This window comes from Streptococcus mitis (assembly GCF_003944325.1).
Classification (GTDB): domain Bacteria; phylum Bacillota; class Bacilli; order Lactobacillales; family Streptococcaceae; genus Streptococcus; species Streptococcus mitis_CW.
Genome location: NZ_RJPX01000020.1, coordinates 1 through 17,288 on the forward strand (window position 1 = coordinate 1; position 17,288 = coordinate 17,288).

The 17,288-nt window shown below is 37.9% G+C and carries 19 protein-coding genes and 2 pseudogenes; 5 read left to right on the forward strand and 16 right to left on the reverse strand.

Features of this window, described 5'->3' with window-relative positions:
• Positions 1-137 (reverse strand): helix-turn-helix domain-containing protein (locus tag D8787_RS06690; protein WP_142999762.1); only part of this gene is annotated, 137 nt, incomplete at its 3' end.
• Between the two features lie 202 nt (positions 138-339).
• Between D8787_RS06690 and coaA the strand changes: the two genes are divergently transcribed.
• The 3 genes from coaA (at position 340) to D8787_RS06705 (ending at position 2,140) form a co-directional block, all read left to right on the forward strand.
• Positions 340-1,260, forward strand: coding sequence for a type I pantothenate kinase (gene coaA / locus D8787_RS06695; RefSeq protein ID WP_125422043.1), 921 nt, complete (start codon positions 340-342; stop codon positions 1,258-1,260).
• Positions 1,261-1,327: 67 nt separating this feature from the next.
• Entirely contained in the window at positions 1,328-1,564 is a 237-nt protein-coding gene (gene rpsT / locus D8787_RS06700) for a 30S ribosomal protein S20 (protein WP_001274000.1), read from the forward strand.
• A gap of 51 nt (positions 1,565-1,615) precedes the next feature.
• Complete coding sequence (locus tag D8787_RS06705; protein WP_125422046.1) at positions 1,616-2,140, forward strand: DNA topology modulation protein; 525 nt, start codon at positions 1,616-1,618, stop codon at positions 2,138-2,140.
• Positions 2,141-2,166: 26 nt separating this feature from the next.
• On the opposite strand, the gene deoD is transcribed toward D8787_RS06705, so the two are convergent.
• From deoD to D8787_RS06765, 12 genes and pseudogenes are all read right to left on the reverse strand, one after another.
• Positions 2,167-2,877 carry a purine-nucleoside phosphorylase gene (gene deoD, locus D8787_RS06710; protein ID WP_125422131.1) on the reverse strand — a complete coding sequence of 237 codons (711 nt, stop codon included), beginning with the start codon at positions 2,875-2,877 and terminating at the stop codon, positions 2,167-2,169.
• Positions 2,878-3,258: 381 nt separating this feature from the next.
• A complete protein-coding gene (locus D8787_RS06715) occupies positions 3,259-5,988 on the reverse strand; it encodes a thiol-activated cytolysin C-terminal domain-containing protein (protein WP_125422049.1) in 2,730 nt (909 codons plus the stop codon).
• A gap of 234 nt (positions 5,989-6,222) precedes the next feature.
• Complete coding sequence (locus tag D8787_RS06720) at positions 6,223-7,032, reverse strand: purine-nucleoside phosphorylase (RefSeq protein ID WP_125422052.1); 810 nt, start codon at positions 7,030-7,032, stop codon at positions 6,223-6,225.
• Complete coding sequence (locus D8787_RS06725; protein WP_125422055.1) at positions 7,029-7,589, reverse strand: DUF1697 domain-containing protein; 561 nt, start codon at positions 7,587-7,589, stop codon at positions 7,029-7,031. The genes D8787_RS06720 and D8787_RS06725 overlap by 4 nt, the downstream gene beginning before the upstream one ends.
• Before the next feature lies 1 nt (position 7,590).
• Positions 7,591-8,802 carry a phosphopentomutase gene (locus D8787_RS06730; protein WP_125422058.1) on the reverse strand — a complete coding sequence of 404 codons (1,212 nt, stop codon included), beginning with the start codon at positions 8,800-8,802 and terminating at the stop codon, positions 7,591-7,593.
• Between the two features lie 13 nt (positions 8,803-8,815).
• The gene (rpiA, locus tag D8787_RS06735; RefSeq protein WP_102211495.1) at positions 8,816-9,499 is read right to left on the reverse strand and encodes a ribose-5-phosphate isomerase RpiA; all 684 of its coding nucleotides are present in this window, start codon (positions 9,497-9,499) and stop codon (positions 8,816-8,818) included.
• 507 nt (positions 9,500-10,006) lie between these two features.
• On the reverse strand, positions 10,007-10,873 hold the full coding sequence (locus D8787_RS06740; RefSeq protein ID WP_125422061.1) for an NAD(P)H-hydrate dehydratase: 867 nt from the start codon (positions 10,871-10,873) through the stop codon (positions 10,007-10,009).
• 89 nt (positions 10,874-10,962) lie between these two features.
• The gene (locus D8787_RS06745; protein WP_084891400.1) at positions 10,963-11,217 is read right to left on the reverse strand and encodes a hypothetical protein; all 255 of its coding nucleotides are present in this window, start codon (positions 11,215-11,217) and stop codon (positions 10,963-10,965) included.
• Positions 11,218-11,493: 276 nt separating this feature from the next.
• Entirely contained in the window at positions 11,494-11,934 is a 441-nt protein-coding gene (locus D8787_RS06750) for a DUF6678 family protein (protein WP_221765914.1), read from the reverse strand.
• Positions 11,935-12,225: 291 nt separating this feature from the next.
• Positions 12,226-12,510: a DUF2695 domain-containing protein gene (locus D8787_RS06755; protein WP_001031754.1), complete on the reverse strand. Its 285-nt coding sequence runs from the start codon at positions 12,508-12,510 to the stop codon at positions 12,226-12,228.
• A gap of 34 nt (positions 12,511-12,544) precedes the next feature.
• Positions 12,545-12,847: a hypothetical protein gene (locus D8787_RS06760; RefSeq protein WP_185776769.1), complete on the reverse strand. Its 303-nt coding sequence runs from the start codon at positions 12,845-12,847 to the stop codon at positions 12,545-12,547.
• 33 nt (positions 12,848-12,880) lie between these two features.
• Positions 12,881-13,681: pseudogene (locus tag D8787_RS06765) on the reverse strand (IS5 family transposase); the annotation flags it as partial.
• A gap of 36 nt (positions 13,682-13,717) precedes the next feature.
• Between D8787_RS06765 and D8787_RS06770 the strand changes: the two are divergent.
• A pseudogene (locus D8787_RS06770) lies at positions 13,718-14,026 on the forward strand (transposase); the annotation flags it as partial.
• A 344-nt stretch (positions 14,027-14,370) separates the two neighbouring features.
• Here the strand turns inward: D8787_RS06770 and D8787_RS06785 are convergent.
• The 3 genes from D8787_RS06785 to D8787_RS06795 all read right to left on the reverse strand — a co-directional run bounded on the left by D8787_RS06785 (position 14,371) and on the right by D8787_RS06795 (position 16,799).
• On the reverse strand, positions 14,371-15,228 hold the full coding sequence (locus D8787_RS06785) for a bifunctional methylenetetrahydrofolate dehydrogenase/methenyltetrahydrofolate cyclohydrolase (RefSeq protein ID WP_125422067.1): 858 nt from the start codon (positions 15,226-15,228) through the stop codon (positions 14,371-14,373).
• Positions 15,229-15,381: 153 nt separating this feature from the next.
• Positions 15,382-16,116, reverse strand: a complete 735-nt coding sequence (locus D8787_RS06790) for an amino acid ABC transporter ATP-binding protein (RefSeq protein ID WP_000140954.1) — start codon at positions 16,114-16,116, stop codon at positions 15,382-15,384.
• A complete protein-coding gene (locus tag D8787_RS06795) occupies positions 16,116-16,799 on the reverse strand; it encodes an amino acid ABC transporter permease (RefSeq protein ID WP_125422070.1) in 684 nt (227 codons plus the stop codon). The genes D8787_RS06790 and D8787_RS06795 overlap by 1 nt, the downstream gene beginning before the upstream one ends.
• Positions 16,800-16,989: 190 nt before the next feature.
• Between D8787_RS06795 and D8787_RS06800 the strand changes: the two genes are divergently transcribed.
• Positions 16,990-17,220, forward strand: a complete 231-nt coding sequence (locus D8787_RS06800) for a DUF1797 family protein (protein WP_000443570.1) — start codon at positions 16,990-16,992, stop codon at positions 17,218-17,220.
• The last annotated feature ends 68 nt before the right edge of the window (positions 17,221-17,288 follow it).

A 17,288-nucleotide genomic window follows, 5' to 3' on the forward strand; every position in this document is an offset into this window, starting at 1 on the left:
TTTCGTTTGACTTCTTTGGAAACGGTTGTCGGATCTTTTAGAATAAGTTGTCCAATAGCTTTGAAGGTTTCACCGCGCTCTAAGCCTAATTGGATATCATTACGGTCTGAAAGGGTAAGGTGTTTATGTTTTGTCATAGTGGACCTCATTTCTAACTCAAACGTCTCATACTTAATTCCACCATAAAAATCCGTTTTAGACTAACTTCTACTTTGACAAGCCAAGTGGAAGTTACTTTGAGAAGTTACCTTATACGATATTGTCTTATTATCATCAAGAAACCGCTTTATTTTTTTAGCTTTTTATGGTATGATAGACAAAATATCTAGGGGAAAATAAATGACCAACGAATTTTTACATTTTGAAAAAATCAGCCGCCAGACTTGGCAATCTTTACATCGAAAGACAACACCTCCTTTGACAGAAGAGGAATTAGAATCCATCAAGAGTTTTAATGACCAGATTAGTTTACAAGATGTTACCGATGTCTATCTTCCACTAGCACACCTCATTCAGATTTACAAACGCACTAAGGATGATTTGGCATTTTCAAAAGGAATTTTCCTCCAACGTGAAAGCAAATCTCAACCTTTTATCATTGGGGTTTCTGGGAGTGTTGCCGTTGGAAAATCCACTACAAGTCGCCTACTGCAAATCCTACTATCCCGTACGCTTACAGATGCTAGGGTTGAGTTGGTAACAACTGATGGATTTCTCTATCCCAACCAGACCTTGATTGAGCAGGGGATTTTAAATCGCAAGGGATTTCCTGAAAGCTATGATATGGAAGCACTCCTCAACTTCTTGGATCGCATCAAAAATGGACAAGATGTGGATATTCCTGTCTATTCTCATGAAGTCTATGACATTGTTCCTGAGGAAAAACAAAACGTCAAAGCAGCTGACTTTGTAATTGTTGAGGGGATTAACGTCTTTCAAAATCCACAAAACGAGCGTCTCTATATCACTGACTTCTTTGACTTTTCAATCTACGTTGATGCTGCAGTGGATGACATCGAAAGTTGGTATCTTGACCGTTTCTTGAAAATGCTGAGCCTAGCCCAAAACGACCCTGACAGCTACTACTATCGTTTTACACAAATGCCGATTGGGGAGGTGGAATCCTTTGCCCATCAGGTCTGGACCAGTATCAATCTCACAAATCTACAAAATTATATTGAACCAACCAGAAATCGTGCAGAAGTGATTCTTCATAAAACAAAGAACCATGAAATCGATNAAATTTACTTAAAAAAATAATTTTCCCTTGTCAAAACGTAAGTTTTCAGATATAATGGTATAGTTAGTAAATATGGAGGTAAGAACATTGGCAAACATTAAATCAGCTATCAAACGCGCTGAATTGAACGTTAAACAAAACGAAAAGAACTCAGCTCAAAAATCAGCTATGCGTACTGCTATCAAAGCTTTCGAAGCAAACCCATCTGAAGAACTTTTCCGTGCTGCTAGCTCAGCTATCGATAAAGCAGAAACTAAAGGTTTGATTCACAAAAACAAAGCAAGTCGCGACAAAGCTCGTCTTTCAGCTAAACTTGCTAAATAAGAAACAGTCCATAGAGGCTGTTTTTTTGTCCTCAAATAGGGAAGGTATGAAATGAAAATCGCAATTATCGGATATTCTGGTGCTGGTAAGTCAACGCTAGCTGAAAAGTTATCTCTCTACTACTCCATCCCAAAACTTCACATGGATACACTCCAATTTCAACCTGGTTGGCAAGACAGTGACCGCGAATGGATGTTGACCGAGATGAAAAGCTTTCTCACAAAGAATGAAGCTTGGGTCATAGATGGGAATTATTCTTGGTGTTTCTATGAGGAAAGAATGGAGGAAGCTGACCAAATCATCTTTCTCAATTTTTCCCCATTGACCTGTCTATTTCGAGCTTTTAAACGTTATCTCACATACCGAGGCAAGGTCAGAGAAAGTATGGCAGCTGGTTGTCAAGAACAATTTAATTGGGAGTTTATCAGATGGATTCTTTGGGACGGACGGAGCAAATCCGCTAAGGAACGCTACAAGTGGATTCAAAAAAACTATCCATATAAAGTGGTCATCCTCAGATCACAAAAAGAGATAGACCAATTTCTAGATAAGAAAAGGAAGTCCTCCAATTCATAAAGAAGGGCTTCCTTTTTTGGCTATAATTATTCTGCAATCAAGGTTTCCAAACCAACCTTCATCATATCAGTGAAGGTGTTTTGACGTTCTTCTGCAGTTGTATCTTCATCTGGATTAACCAAACTATCTGAAATAGTCATAATAGCTAAAGCATCAACATGGTGTTGAGCAGCAAGATAGTAAAGAGCTGCTGCTTCCATTTCCACAGCTTTAACTCCCCATTTACCAAGCTCGATGTTCTTTTCAAAGTAGTTTGAATAAAAGACATCAGATGACAAAACGTTCCCAACGTGCGTCGTCATACCAAGTTCTTTGGCGATATGGTAGGCCTTATCTAGTAAATCAAAGCTAGCGATTTGTGGGAAATCGTACTGTGGCCAGTCATTACGAACGATGTTTGAGTTAGTTGCAGCTGCCTGCGCCAAAACCAATTCACGGACGTGGACATCTTCATTCAAAGAACCCGCAGTTCCCACACGGATCAATTTTTTCACACCGTAGTCAACAATCAACTCACGCGCATAAATCGAAATAGATGGCATTCCCATCCCAGTTCCCATGACTGATACACGGTGACCCTTGTAAGTACCTGTGTAACCAAACATGTTACGAACTTCGTTAAAGCAAACAGCATTTTCAAGGAAGTTCTCAGCGATAAACTTAGCACGAAGAGGATCCCCAGGAAGAAGAATTTTATCAGCAATTTCACCCTGCTGAGCAGCAATATGGATAGACATAATTAAGATATAAAGGGCGACAGAGAACAAAGTAAAAATAGGAAACTGACGACGCATCGCAGATGCTAGACAGTTTATCTTTTTTACACAGTTCTCCGCCCGTATTCAGTTCAGCAAATACGGTTTACCCATCCTTTCTTTATTTTATGAAGATTAGAGAGCGACAAGAAAACGACTGAAAATTAGGAATCTGACGAGAAGTCCTGATTTCTCAGTCAGATTATCTATTTTCCGAGTTTTCCGCTCGTGTTCAAATTAGAACACACGCTCTACCTTTCTGTTTTATTTTTTTCTTTCATAGAAAGCTACCTGAATTCTGTTCAAAATCAGCTAGTACTTTCCTTATAAGCTAGACAACCTAACTGTCATTGTATCATCAGATTATAAGACATCGTCATCACTCACCTTAGAATTCAATGTTGTTCCCCAGTGAGTGATTTTTCGATGGGCTTGTGCAAGAATTGGTCTATTATCATAGATTGTTTGCCATCTATTCCAAAAAAGACCAGTTCTTTTCTCAATCTTAATTCGAAGATTGCGCATATTAGACTTAATTGGGAGATTGAGGATAGAGCCTGCGGTCTGATTGCGCCCATTCCCTTCCCAAGAACGACTTCGGACAACTGATTGACCATTTTTATCTACTGTAACTTCTTCCCACGATATTGAATAACGTGCAATATAAGCACCACTATGTTGGATAGTCAGGGTTTTATCTTTTACAGGAGTGTAGTTTAACAGTTGTACAGGCTTAGAAGCTTGAGTAGTTACATTATTTTTAGCTACAAATCGAAAAACTTCTACTTCTGCAAGACTGAGAGCTTGATTTTTTTGACGCAATTGAATGCGAACACGGCGACCTAATTTACCATTCAACTGGAGATCTAAACTGCTTCCTTCTAAACGAGAAACATATTGTCTAGCAACTTCTTGCCCTTTTTCATCGTATAAAATTACATCAAAGTCTGAGAGACGTTTAGAAAGTTCGCCATCCCCACGATTATGAAGGCGAACAAGTCCTACCTGTTCTGTACGACCTAAATCAACTTCCCACCAAGGTTGATTTTCAAACTTAGTATGCGTGATAGATTGTTGACTATAATTACTGTTGGTATTACCATCTAGAGCAAGACTAGCATCTCCTCCAAATTCGGTAGAGCTTTGACGTGCTTGTTTTTTCCAAGCAATATTTTCAGCACGAAAAACCTGAACTTCTGCGAGACTAAGAGCGTTATATCCATCTAACTCAATGCGTACAAAACGAGCTTTCTTATAATCAATTGAAATCTGAGCGGAACTATCTCGTAAGTATGCAATACGCTTTCTTTCAATTTCTTTTCCAAAACTATCCAAAAGAATCACATTAAAATTAGTCAGTCTATCTTGAGCAGCATCTGTTCGATTGTAAATATTAATCTGACGAATCGTTTCTTCCTTATCTAAATCGACTTGCCACCAAGGTTTTGATTGAAAATCTGTATGAGTAACAGAATTATGTCCGTAATTTCCATCTAATTTACCATCAACTGCTCTTCTAGCATCTCCTCCAAAAGCTGTCGAACTTTGAGTTACTCGTTTCCCTAGAGCTATATTTTCAAGAGGTTCAGAGCTTGGTTGACTAGATGACAGAGGGACTTGTTGTTTCTTAAAGAAATAAACGTTGTCCAATTTTTGATCACGATATCCCTGTTTATCAAGCGTATCACGTTTTCCAATATTAAAATTCGGGATAGCATTCATTCTACTTTCAAAATAACCACGCGAACGGTGCTTGAAACTAGAGTTACCTGTGAAAGTTACAATATCATTATCATTACGAATCAAAGATGTCACAACATTATCATTATCGACCACATAATGTTTTATTTTTCCAGATAAAGCCAACTTACGACTTTCTAACCCTACATCCCAGAAACCATTTTTAGCATTCCAAATAGTTCGAGAAGTAATTACTTTAGGAGCGCTAAATGTCGTAACTTTTTTCAAAACATTATTATAAAAAGTAGGATATTTTTGATAAGCTTCAACCGCTGCTATTTGAGCTAAGTAGCCTCCCAGCGAATGACCTGTCATATAAAGATTGGTAATGCTGGAATCCTGCGCTAGTTCTTTTACAACATTACGGATATCATCCGCTTGTGCAGGTTTATTTCCTCCTAACAAAACAAAATCTGCACTTAAATCCTTGGCGTCATTAACTCGCGTTCCACGAATAGCCAACATTTGAACAGTATTGTCTTTTAAATAAGGAAGATCACTCTTAGTTTCAAACAAAAAAGCATCCATCCCACTTGCTGTATGATAAGCCTTTTTCATCTTCCAAAATGGGGCTAACTCATTGTGCATCATTTTATATTCTTGACGATCAAGATACAGACTTGGAAAAGGATTTTTATGATCTAGAATTTTGTCAATGTAATCATCATCACGATAAGCCAACTCCATAAAAAGGAGGGAATCACGATCTGTGACATACCATTGTTTCTTGTTATCATCTTCTCCATCTGCTAATCCATCTCCATCACTATCTGCTAGTAATGGATGGCTATGGTAACCTAAATAGTCTTTCCCATCTTTATTGTAAATATACAATTCATCCTTATTTTTTATTCCATCATGATCATCATCGCCATCAGGATCTAAAAATTTTCCACCGTATAAAGAATTATCTACAAGATCCTTCTCTACATGGAGTTCACCTTTAGAAATTTTGACAAAGTCTGCCTCTGTTACTGGACGAGAATTTTTCGGCTCATCCTTTAGAATTTCCTCTTTCTTCAATTCCTCATGAGGCACAGCAGATTCTTTCTTATATAATTCTTCTCCTGCTTTTTCTTTCCCATGTGTAACAACTTCTTTTGTTTCTAAAGTTGATTGAGTAGCTGTAGCTTTCTCCTCTGTAATAGATACTTCCTGTTTTTTATCAGTGTTTTCTTTTACAGGACTATCCTTTGCTACTACTGATACAGAGCCTTCATTTTTCAGACCATGATTTCCTTCATTGGCAGAAACACCTGTTGGTACTATAAAAGCAAAACCAACTGCTACAGATACAACTCCGATACTTAATTTTTTTATGCCAAAACGCATAATTTGTTGACCAATTTTCATTTATACATATATCTTTCTTTTATTTTTTTCACCCTCTTTACCAACAATATTCTCCAATCAGCTAATCTCCTTTAGCATCACGATTTCATTTTTATACTTTGTTAGCAAGGATTTGAAGAGGTTTATAAAAGTATAGGAACCTCATTCATTTTTCATATTATAATTCTATATAGAAGTTAAGTATTTCATTCATCTTCTACTTTATAGAGAAGTTTTCACACTTATTGTTCTTTCTCATAGTGCTGCAAGAATCGCTTTCAGCAAGCCTTTGAAATCGCCTTTGACACGTTCAGTTACTTCTACAACTTCCTCGTGGTTGAGTTCTTCTTGGAAACCAGCCGCAAAGTTAGTAATACATGAAATTCCTAGAACTTTCAAGCCTGAGTGGACTGCCACAATAACTTCAGGAACAGTAGACATACCAACTGCATCTGCTCCCAATGCCTTATAGGCACGAATCTCTGCTGGTGTCTCATAAGTCGGACCAGTTACACCGATATAGACACCTTCATCAAGCTTGATACCAAGTTTTTTAGCCACTTCATGGGCCGTAGCACGGTATTCTGGTGTGTAGGCCTTAGACATATCTGGGAAACGAGGACCAAAATCATCCAAGTTTTCACCCATCAATGGGTTTTGCCCCGTCATATTGATATGGTCTGAGATAGCCATCAAAGTACCAGGACCAAAGCTAATACCACCAGCTGCATTGGTTACAATAACACCTTCACATCCGAGAACTTTCATCACACGAACTGGGAAAGTCACGACTTCCAGGGGATTTCCTTCATAGAAATGGAAACGACCTTGAAGAGCCAAGACCTTGCGACCTGCCAGTTCACCATATACCAATTTACCAGCGTGACCAACTACTGTTGAACGGCCCCAGTTTGGAATGTCAACATAGTCTACTACAACTGGATTTTCAATTTCTTCTGCCAATTCTCCAAGACCTGATCCAAGGATTAGACCGAACTCAGGCGCTTGGATTCCCTTTTCTTTCAGGAAAGCAGCTGTTTCATTGATTTTGTCTAAAAATGTCATTGTGTGTCTCCTTTTTTATTTTTTAGCAATTGACCGATTTTGTCAAAAGTTTTTGCATTGCGAATGGTAATGTGGCGATAGAAAGGCATCTTGAGCAGGTGCTTATGATAGGCAGTCTTAGAGTAGGATTCTTCAGAAAATTTCCCCCATAAAATCCCAAGTTTTCCAAAATGAAGCACTTCATCTTTCAGCTCTAAACTTTTAACCGTCTCGATGACTTGGTCCACATCCAAGCCCTCAGTGTAAAAGAGGACATCCTTTCGTGCCAAGTCTCTGCTCCACCAAGCTGGTAGATTTTCAAGTTCCGCTTCAAAGTCCTCTAGACTCAGCAAAGAAAAGCTCTGAATAAATGGATAATGGACTTCAAAGAAAGTCTCTAACTTTTCAACCAATTGGGCTTTGGGATCTGTCGAAGTAAAGAAAATATTGCCACTGTTGATGTAGGTTTCAATATTTTCAAGTTCCAACTCTGTCAATTCTTGACGAAGTTCCGCCATGACGACCTTATTCTTACCACCAACATTAATGCCTCTCACCAGTAAAGCATAGCGCGTCATCTTATACCAATTTATCCAAGAAACTTTCCCCAATCATGGCAGTTTCCACGCCAAAGTTATCGGCAACAGTCGCTGAGATATCTGCAAAATGTCCGACTGGAATGACACCATTTCCTTTAAAGGAAGGACTGTAAGCTAAAAGTGGAATATATTCACGAGTGTGGTCTGTTCCTGCATAGGTTGGGTCATTTCCATGATCCGCAGTAATCAAGAGAAGGTCATTTTCTCGCATGGCTGCGATAATTTCAGGCAAGCGCTCATCGAACTCATGCAAGCAATCACGGTAGCCATGAGCATTACGACGGTGGCCGTAAAGGGCATCAAAGTCCACCAAGTTTGTGAATGAGAATCCTTTTTCAAACTCAGCAAGGCCCATAGTCTTCAATAGCGTATCAATTCCATGGCTGTTTGACTTGTTGTGGCCCATATCATGGTTGATACCCGCACCGTTAAAGATATCGTTGATTTTACCAACAGCGTAAGTATCGATACCAGCCTCGTTCAATTTATCCAAAACAGTCGGTGCAAATGGAGATACCGCCAAGTCACGACGATTTGCTGTACGAGTGAAATTACCAGGCTCACCTACATAAGGACGAGCAATGATACGACCTAAGAGAGCAGGTCGCTCAAGTGTAATCGAACGAGCGTATTCACAGATACGGTACAATTCATCCAAAGGAATGATGTCTTCATGAGCAGCAATCTGCAAAACAGGGTCAGCTGAAGTATAGATAATCAACTCCCCAGTTTCCATCTGACGTGGTCCAAAGTCATCGATAACAGCTGTTCCTGAGTAAGGTTTGTTGGCTTCACGAATGACCTTACGTCCTGAAAATTCTTCGATTTTTGTCAAGATTTCTTCTGGGAATCCGTTCCAGAAAGTATCGAAAGGCTCGGTAATGTTGAGCCCCATGATTTCCCAGTGACCAGTCATGGTGTCCTTACCAAGGGATACTTCTTCCAATTTTGTTGCATAACCTGTTGGATTGCTTTCAGCTGGAACAGTCTCAAGAGGAGTTTCGCGAGGAATATTTCCTAGACCGATTTTAGCCATGTTTGGCACATTCAAACCAACTGTTTTTGAAATGTGTCCCAGTGTGTCAGAAGCTCCATCTGGAACCCCTGCATTGACAAAGTTATTAGCATCTGGTGCAGCACCGATTCCTACAGAATCCAGTACCACCAAGTGAATACGATTAAATTTTGACATAGTGTATCTCCTTCTATTTTCCTTTTCTTGAGGTTAAAATCTGAATCCCGTCTCGTCCAGCAACAATAACCTTATCCACCATTTGGTTGAATAAGCCGTGCTCTACGACACCAACAACTTGGTCCAATTCTTGCCCAAAGGTAATTGGATCTTCGATGACATCCAAGGCTAAGTCAATGATAAAGTTCTGCATATCCGTCACAAAACGGTGGCCGTCTTTTTCACGGAAACTTGGTTTGTAGCCAGCTCGCTCAAAACGACGGAAAAGCTGTTCTGCACCATATTGAACCACTTCCACAGGCAATTTAAAAGCACCCAGTTTATCGACCAGTTTGCTTTCATCCACCACCCAAATGTATTCTTTTGAGGGCGTTGCCACAACCTTCTCCATGAGAAGGGCACCACCACCGCCTTTGATTCCATTAAACTGACTATCCACTTCATCCGCGCCATCAACCGTCACATCAACTAAATCTACTTGGTCAATAGACTTGAGCGGAATATTAAGCCCTTCAGCCTGTTTACTAGTCACGCTAGAAGTCGTTACGGCTGTAATCTGCAGTCCTTCTTCCTTAATCCGACGACCGATTTCTTCAACAAAATAATAGGCAGTAGAGCCAGTACCCAATCCTACTACCATGCCATCCTTGACAAACTCAGCAGCCTTGATGCCTGCCATTTTCTTCAGATTTTCCACTCAAACACCTCCACTAAAGAGCTACCTTCATTATATCATGTATACCTTTATTATTCAAAAGTTGGAAACATCAAATATTCTATTTTCAGTAACATTAAAACAAGAAAATAAGATTAAAAATATTTTCATTTCAGAAATTCTTTATTATAATTTTTAAAAATTTGTAAAATGAATAAAAAAAGCAATTAAACAAGAACATTCATTGTTATAAAACTATTTCCGTTTCTTTTTTCCATTTGAACTATTTTTCCAAAAATTTCTCATAATTGACCGCCTGTAATACAAAAAATGATTAAATAGAGACATAAATAAAATAGGGAACATATTTGGTAAAGTAAAGGTATTTAAAATTTTTTCAACAACCTATCGAAGTTGAAGGAAAAGGTTTCGATTGAGAATGAATCTGATTATGAAAATGATTGGTTTCAAAATTATAAAAACACATATTATCAGGTNTAAAAAACTTGATATTATGCGTTTTATCTTAAAAAATTCTAAATTTCCCACTCAAATTAAGTTCTCCCCCAGTCTCTTTTTAGATATTTTATTCATTACTTTAGGAAGAAAATTACTAATCTCCGTCGGCAAGACCACATAATGTTCTTGAGCTAGTTCTTGGGCTATGGCAGAATGAATATGAGTCGCTACTGCCACACGTTCATAAAGACTAGCTTGCTTAAACTGGCCTGCAAATCCTGCAATCATTCCAGCCAGAGTGTCTCCCATTCCCCCAGTCGCCTGATATGGACCGCCAACCTGTAACTGGTAATAATCAGATTGGCCAGCTTGCCAAATACGAGTAGCTGGACCTTTCTCTACCAAAATTGTTCCTTGAGGGAAGGAAATCAAGGCACTAGCTGTTGTAGCTTCGTTTTGCTTTTCAATCGTAATTCCAGACAGTTTTTCCCACTCCTTTTGGTGGGGAGTTAGGATAAGCTGACTGGAAGGAAATGACAATCTTGTTCTGGCAAGAATAGTCAAAGCACCTCCGTCTACAATCAAAATCTGATTCTGGCTTAAGCTAGCAAAGACCTGTTTGACTAGTTCTTCTCCAAAAGTATCGTCTCGTAAACCAGGCCCCACTAAGACTACTTCTGCCTTCTCCAACTGCTCTTTTAACAATTGCTGGTCTTGAAGAGAAAAGGCCATAGCCTCAGGTAAATGGCTGTGTAGAGCAAGGATATTTTCTCTATCTGTTCCAACAGTCACCAATCCTGCACCGCTTTTTACAGCTGCCAAAGCAGCCATGATAATAGCACCACCATAAGGATAGGTACCACCTAACAGAAGTAAGCGACCGTAGTCTCCTTTATGACTTGTACGAGAACGTTCAATAATGACTTTTTCTAGTAAGGCTTGATCAATCACTTTCATCGTTTTTTCCTCTCGCTTTTATTATACAACAAAAAGGAGGTGCAGACCTCCTTATTAAAAATTTAAAATTTAAAATTTATATTTAGTTACTAATCCAACAAAATGGGATTTGTTCTTAAGCACATAATGTATTCTTCGATTTTTCTCTCCAGCTCATCTTTATTTTCTTCCAAGGCAGGATAAAACCCTGTAACTCCGTATCCAATCATTTTGTACAGAGCGATAAGGTGGTAACTATTTTCCGATTTTTTATTTACTATATCAGATTCATTTGCAATCTCTTCCATATTGCATAGTTTCTCAAAAGTTTGTCTGTTTGCAATTTTTTGATAAGACTTCCACATTTCCTCTTCTGTTTTATCGCTTCGGTTAGGCGTTTACCAGGCCTTTTTCATTTGTGATATCCAAATATTTTTATAATCCTTGCTGCTAAAACTTATCAGTGATAACAACACATTCTTCCCAAAAGCTATACAAAAAAATTATATTTAAAAACTAATTCATAGCCTAACCGCACCTCATATTTATAGTCGGATATTTTAATATAAAGAGGAGTATCACAACAAACTATTCTATTTAATGGAACAATTACCCCTTTAACTTCTAATTTTCAATTTTCATTATCTATACCCAAAAATAATAAAACATTTTTCAATATCATCATATTCATAAGGAATACTAAATTTATTAAGCATACACTCTATTTCTGTTTTTTTATCAGTAACACATATCTTTGGCTCAATTAAACGTCCTTGACCAAGAACTTTCTCAAATTTACTTCTAATTTTAAACCATTCAACAATTCTCATATTCATATGAAAAAAATGTTCAGCAGCATCAATCGTCCAATACATGCTAGGCTCTTCTTCATCAAAAAACATCTTATATTGTATCGGGATGTCTCTCATGTTCTCCATGATGGAATCTATCAGTTCTTTCCATTTTGTATTGTTCATAAAAAAGGTTAGAGTTCTTTCTTCAATAACCTGTTTAATTTTTTCTTTTTCAGTTTTTTTGTTGTTATATTTCCCATTTTCAATTTCGTCTATAATGTGTTGCATTACAGATAACACTCTATCATCTATTCTTTGATAAACATAAGATGGCGATATACATTTTTATCTCTTTGTACATAATACCACCCGTAATGCACCCAACCAGTAACTATAAAATGGAAATCTCCCTCCCAACTTATATCGAAATAAATTCTATCTTCATCATTAGAACTACTTATTTTGATAACTCCACTTCTCGGATTTAGTTTTTCACATAAAATATCATTTATTAGTTTCATCTATCACTATTTTTACTTACACCTTCAAATTTACCAGTCTGTTTCTAATACAAACATTTTATTCTTCAAACTTTTCCTCAACATTAAAAATCACTTCACAATCGCAACCAGCACCATTTTCTCGCAAAAATTCTATAACCTTTTCAATATCCGCATTTTTATCTTTCAAAAACTCATTTGTTAAAGAAAAATCGTGATTACACTCTACCGTTTCTGATTTATCATTTAGATAATCAAATAATTCATAAAATAATTTCTTTTCCATCGGTAAGTTCTCTTCAAATTCTTCCATTTGTTTGACTTGATATTCTTGTAACAATTTTCTCTTCTCAAATTTGTTCATGAGCTTTTCTCCTTTATTAAATTGTTTTTTTTAATCATTTATTTTTTACGTTATACACCATATCTCCGATGTTCCAAACATACATAATTGCCGTCACTGGTCGTTTCCCATCTTCCCGCAGCCATCCTGTATATGTAGTTGTGTTGCCATAATAGCCTTCAATAATGATTTCAAATTCTGAGTCTATATATTCATACATAAATTGTTGTAAACCAATAGAATTTCCATTGAAACGTCCTTCACCCACGATTTTGTTAAATATCAATACATCGCACAGGTCGATATCACATTTTTTAAAACATATTTCACCAGGGTATGATCTTTTTTCACCTTCCACAAATTCATATATTTTATTAGACTTCCTACAAAACTAAAATCCTAGTTCACGGTTGATAATAGCAACAACCAAATTCATTCGTAATCCAAAGCGTTTACGATAATTTCGATAAGTTGTTGAAAACATTTTAAACGTTTTTACTTTGGCAAAAATATTCTCAATCTTGATTCTTTCTTTAGATAGCACATGATTATAAGATTTATCTTCAAGAGTTAGTGGCTTAAGTTTGCTTGATTTCCTCGGAGTTTGCGCTTGTGAATACATCTTCATGAGCCCTTGATAACCACTGTCAGCCAAGATTTTACCAGCTTGTCCGATATTTATACGACTCATTTTGAACAACTTCATATCGTGGCAATAGTTCACCGCAATATCCAAAGAAACAATCTCCCTTGGCTTGTGACAATCGCCTGAGCCTTCATAGCATGACATTTCTTTTTACCAGAATAATTCGCTAGTTGATTTTTTAGGACGGTTGATTTTTACCTCTGTTGCATCCACAATCACCGTATCCTCAGCACCAAGGTGAGTTTTTGAAATCGTAAAACCACTTTAAAGAAGAGTCACTTCAATCCATTGACTCCGACAGATTAAGTTGCTTTCGTGAATGCAAAAATCAGCCGCAATTTGTTCATAAGTGCGGTATTCTCGCGTGTATTGAAGAGTGGCCATAAGAAGGTCTTCTAGGCTTAATTTAGGTTTTCGTCCACCTTTTTCGTGTTTAAGTTGATAAGCTGTTTTTAACACAGCTAACATCTCTTCAAAAGTAGTACGCTGAACACCAACAAGGCGCTTAAACCGAACATCAGTTAATTGTTTACTTGCTTCATAATTCTATTGTATCATATTTTTGTTTCGCAGGAAGTCTAGTGGATGAACGCCTTTTTAGAAGAGCTTTCACAAGTTTATCCAGATGATTATCTTTTACTTGTCATAGACAATGCTATATGGCATAAATCAAGTACCTTAAAAATTCCGAGTAATATTGGCTTTACCTTTATTCCTCCACACACACCAGAGATGAACCCCATTGAACAAGTGTGGAAAGAGATTCGTAAACGTGGATTTAAGAATAAAGCCTTTCGAACTTTGGAAGATGCCATACAAGGACTGGAGAAGGAAATGATAAAGTCCATCGTTAATCGGCGATGGATTAGAATGCTTTTTGAAAACAGATGAGTATAAGTTAGAACAAGGAAAACATTACAATGTAACCATCATTCACCTTGCAAAAAAACTTATCAGAATGCTGTTTTATCTTCTCAAAAACGAGCTACCCTTTGACGAACAAAAGTGATGTAACTTCTGAATTTGACACAGGATTACCTTTGAAAAAATGGATTTTTTCAAGGGATTTTTGACGTGCTCTAAAATCAGCAAATTTGAAACAAGAAATATTTTAGATAAAACTATTGACTTTTCTTATAGTTTGTCTTTTGTAATCTTATATCTAAAATTTAATATTCATTTCTGCCATTTCAGATATAGCTATAAAAAATACACTCTCTTCAGCGATTTTTCTCTTATTTTCTATCCAATGTCCGAAGGGCTGCCTGATAGGTTTGCTCCATCAGCATGGTAATGGTCATAGGGCCAACACCTCCAGGAACTGGCGTAATGTGACTAGCAAGTGGTGCAACCGCCTCATAATCAACATCCCCACAAAGCTTTCCATTTTCATCTCGGTTCATCCCTACGTCAATGACAACCGCACCTGGTTTCACAAAATCAGGAGTCACAAACTTGGCACGACCGATTGCGACCACAAGAATATCCGCTTTTGCAGCAACCTTGGCGAGATTATGGGTGCGTGAGTGAGTCAAGGTCACTGTCGCATTCTTGGCCAACAGAAGCTGGGCCATGGGTTTCCCAACAATGTTTGAACGACCGATGACAACCGCATTTTTACCTTCTAAGTCAATCCCATATTCATGAAACATTTCCATAATTCCTGCAGGTGTCGAAGGAATCATGACAGGATGACCAGACCATAGACGCCCCATGTTTAAGGGATGGAAACCATCTACATCCTTTTCTGGGTCAATGGCCAACAAAACTGCCTCTTCATCGATATGTTTTGGTAATGGTAACTGGACCAATATCCCATGCCAAGCTGAATCTTGATTGTATTTAGCAATCAGGTCTAACAATTCCTCTTGAGTAATGGTCTCTGGAACTCGCACTACTTCGCTACGGAAACCAGCCGCAAGGGCTGACCTCTCCTTGTTGCGAACATAGACTTGGCTGGCTGGATTATCCCCAACCAAAATCACTACCAAACCAGGCACTAGGCCTGTTTCTTCCTTTAATCTTGCAGTCTTTTCAGCCAGCTGTCCTTGTAACTTAGCTGCTAGACCCTTCCCATCAATAATCTGTGTCATATTACTTCTCTTTTCTTACAAATATCTTTAATTATACCAAAAAATACAATATAGCTCTAACACTTCTTGACTAGGTCAGCCTATAGTTTCAAACTATAAGAAAAAGCTCGGGTCGAGCTTTTCACTAATCTTGTCTTGAAATCTTAAAATAGATTATAAAACCTTACTCAAGAAGTCTTTAGTCCGTTGTTCTTGGGTTTGTTCAAAAATCTGTTCTGGTGTTCCGTCTTCAACAACCACACCGTCTGCCATAAAGATGACACGGTCTGCCACTTCACGAGCAAATCCCATCTCATGTGTTACGATAACCATAGTCATTCCTGATTTGGCAAGGTCTTGCATAACAGCCAGAACTTCTCCAACCATCTCAGGGTCTAGGGCTGAAGTTGGCTCGTCAAAGAGCAAAACATCTGGTTCCATTGCCAACCCACGCGCGATGGCAATCCGTTGTTGCTGGCCACCTGACAAACTCTGTGGATAAGCATCTGCCTTATCTGGCAAACCAACTTTTTCCAACAGCTCTTGGGCTCTCTTCTCAGCCACTGCCTTGCTCTCACCTTTGGTCTTGATAGGTGACAAGGTGATATTTTCCATCACAGTCATATTAGGAAAGAGATTGAATTGTTGGAAAACCATGCCCATCTTCTCACGCATGGCAAAGAGGTCATTCTTCTTATCCGTAATATCGACTCCCTCAAAGATAACTTTCCCCTTGGTCGCTTCTTCCAACAAATTCATAGAACGAAGCAAGGTAGATTTCCCGCTCCCTGAAGGACCGATGATAACGACAACTTCTCCTCTTTTAATCTCGAGGTTGATGCCCTTCAATACTTCATTCTTTCCAAATGATTTATGTAAATTTTCAATTTTTATCAAGGTTTCTGTCATTATTTTTTATCTCCTTGTCCCATACGTTTTTCAAAAGCTTTCAAGGCTACTGTCAAAATAGAAGTCATAATCAAGTAGTAAAAGGCTGCAAATAAAAGTGGTGTTAAAGGTAGATAGGTTGTTGTAGAAACTGTTGTAGCCCCGTTCCACAACTCCATAACACCGATAGCTGATAAGAGGGAGCTGTCCTTGATAATGGTGATAAATTCGTTCCCCAATGCTGGCAAAATATTTTTGATTGCTTGTGGCAAAATCACATATCTCATAGCATTTTTAGGACGAATCCCTAGCGAATAAGCCGCTTCTAGCTGACCTTTTGGAACTGCATTAATCCCAGCACGAACAGTCTCAGAAACATAAGCACCACTATTCATAGAAATAATCAAAATCCCTGGAATCAGCCGAGAAAGATCAACACCTAAAATTCCAACCTGAATAGTCGGAGCATTGATGTGCATAAGAGCAAAGGCAATCATAATCTGAACCATCATCGGTGTCCCACGGAAAATCCAAACGTACAAGTTGGCGAGGCAAACAAGCGGTTTAAACTTTGAACGTTGCCCAAAAGCCAAGACAACACCCAAAATAGTTCCCAAAAAGACAACACAGATAGAAATGAGAACCGTCACAACAGCCCCATAGTTAAAATAAGGTAAATACTTAGGTAAAAAAGAAAAATTCATAGTCACACTGCTTTCTAAAATAGAATACTGTATGATTATAACATATACTGAATTAAAATTCAAACTTTTTATCCAATTTATTCTAAAAAACTTTAAGCTGGTAGAATTAGCGAGAAATCTTAGTTTTTTCTAGTCAAGTTGACCTCCTTTATGGTAAAATAGTAACGATAAGAAATGAAGGAGAATCAAAATGGAATCACATTTGGTTAGAATCATCAATCGCCTTGAAGCAATGGCAAAAGACGGCGGAAATTTAAAACGTAATTTTGAACGCGAAGGAGTTGTTGTTGCAGAAGTTGCATACAGCCACGACGAAGAAAACGGCTCAATCTTTACCCTTCGTGATGTAGAAGCTCGCGAAACTTATACTTTTGATAGCATTGACTTAATCGCCATGGAGATTTACGAACTCCTCTACTAATCTAAAACAAGCTGGGATTCCCCTGCATGTCTAACCAAAATCCTTTTTGTCTCACAAATAGGATTTTT